Annotated in this window: 1 protein-coding gene; it reads right to left on the bottom strand. The window is 35.6% G+C overall.

Annotated features, from left to right (window positions below):
- The coding region (locus ACVC2P_RS20020; protein ID WP_452600221.1) for a methylmalonyl-CoA mutase family protein at positions 1–2648 on the bottom strand (2648 nt) is incomplete at both ends.

Raw genomic sequence — 2648 nt, 5'->3', positions numbered from 1 at the left:
GAATTGGGTTTTCGTTTTTAGCTAATCCTAATTCTTTATTTATAATTAATTGAATAGCCATTGCACGACGTACAGATTCTTCTGTTGGTGTTGTAATTGCTTCATCGTAAGCATTGGTATGCAACGAGTTACAGTTATCGTATATAGCGTATAATGCTTGTAAGGTTGTACGTATATCGTTAAAATCTATTTCCTGCGCATGTAAACTACGCCCAGAAGTTTGTATATGGTATTTAAGCATTTGCGCTCTGGCATTGGCTCCATATTTATGCTTTAAAGCTTTTGCCCATATTTTACGAGCAACTCTACCTATAACTGCATATTCTGGATCGATACCATTAGAGAAAAAGAACGATAAGTTTGGACCAAACTTATTAATGTCCATGCCTCTAGATAAATAATACTCTACATAGGTAAACCCATTAGAGAGTGTTAATGCTAATTGCGTGATTGGGTTAGCTCCTGCTTCTGCAATATGATATCCTGAGATAGATACAGAGTAGAAGTTACGTACATTATTATCTATAAAATATTCTTGTACATCTCCCATTAATCGTAAAGCAAATTCTGTAGAGAATATGCAGGTGTTTTGCGCTTGATCTTCTTTTAATATATCTGCTTGTACGGTTCCACGTACTTGCGCTATGGTTTTTGTTTTTATGTCTAAATAAACATCTTCTGGTAATACTTGGTCTCCTGTTACACCTAATAACATTAAACCTAAACCATCGTTACTTTCTGGTAATTCTCCGTTATATACTGGACGTTCTTTATTTTTATATAGTTTAGCTATTTTTGCTTCTACCTCTTTTTCTAGTCCGTTTTCTTTAATGTAAATTTCGCATTGTTGATCTATAGCGGCATTCATAAAGAACCCTAATAGCATTGGTGCTGGTCCATTTATCGTCATACTTACCGAGGTCATTACGTGTGCTAAATTAAATCCTGAATATAATTTTTTAGCATCGTCTAAGCAACAAATAGAAACTCCTGCATTTCCAATTTTACCATAAATATCTGGCCTATGGTCTGGATCGTTACCGTATAATGTAACACTATCGAATGCTGTAGATAATCGTTTTGCTGGTAATCCTGCACTTACATAATGGAAGCGTCTGTTTGTTCTTTCTGGCCCTCCTTCTCCTGCAAACATTCTTGCTGGATCTTCACCTGTACGTTTAAAAGGGTATAATCCTGATGTATACGGGAACTCTCCAGGTACATTTTCTTGTAGACACCATTTTAAGATATCTCCCCAAGCTTGGTACTTTGGTAATGCTACTTTTGGGATATCTAACTGAGATAATGATTTGGTGTGTGTTTCTATTTTTATTTCCTTATCTCTTACTTTAAAGGTATAGATAGGATTTTTATATTTGTTTACTTTCTCGTCCCAACCCATGATAACTTCCCAGTTATATGGATCTAGATTTAACTTTACGCGATCGAATTCTGCTACTAATAGTTTTACAAAGTCTTTATTTTCTTCTGTACTTTCATTTAGCGATTCTGAATTTATCCCTGCTTTATCTAAACTTGGTGTAGTTTCTAATACAGATTCTAATGTTTTATAGATTCCGTATAGTTTTTGCGCTACTTCTACTTGTGCATTAGCTGTTTTGTCGTACGCACGGTTATTTTCTGCAATTTCAGATAAGTATCTGGTTCTGCTTGGAGGAATTACAAAAATCTTTTCGCTCATTTCATCCGAAATATGAAAACTAGATTTTAACTGAGAATCTGCCTTTTCTACCAATTTATCCATAACCGCTTTGTAAAGCGTATTCATTCCTGGATCGTTAAATTGTGAGGCTATGGTTCCATAAATTGGCAACTCGTCTTGTGGTGTATCCCACAAATTATTGTTACGCATGTACTGTTTTTTTACATCGCGTAATGCGTCTAGCGACCCTCTTTTATCGAACTTGTTAATTGCTACTAAATCGGCAAAATCTAACATATCGATTTTCTCCAACTGCGTTGCTGCTCCAAACTCTGGTGTCATAACATATAATGCCACATCACTGTGCTCCATTATTTCTGTGTCTGACTGCCCAATTCCTGAGGTTTCTAAAATAATTAAATCGAATTCTGCAGCTTTTAAAACTTGCACGGCTTCATTTACATATTTAGATAAGGCTAAGTTAGATTGTCGTGTTGCCAAACTACGCATATACACTCTAGGGGAGTTAATAGCATTCATACGAATACGGTCTCCTAATAATGCGCCTCCGGTTTTACGTTTTGAAGGGTCTACAGATACTAATCCTATAGTTTTTTCTGGAAAATCTATTAAAAAACGACGTACTAACTCGTCTACTAAAGACGACTTCCCTGCTCCTCCTGTTCCTGTAATTCCTAAAACTGGGGTTTTTGAGTCTGCATTTTTAATATGTATTTTATCTAAGGCATCTTTGGCCACTTCTGGGAAGTTTTCTGCTGAAGATATTACTCTTGCTATAGCTTTTGGGTTTTTCTCTGATAAATGCTCTACCTCTCCATTAAGTTTATCTCCAATGGCGAAATCAGATTTTTCTACTAAATCGTTAATCATACCTTGTAACCCCATTTCACGTCCATCGTCTGGCGAATATATTCGTGAAATACCATAATCCATTAAGTCTTTAATTTCTGAAGGTAAAATAACA

The organism is Pontimicrobium sp. MEBiC01747 (assembly GCF_053601635.1).
This window is presented reverse-complemented; position numbering and strand designations above follow the sequence as displayed.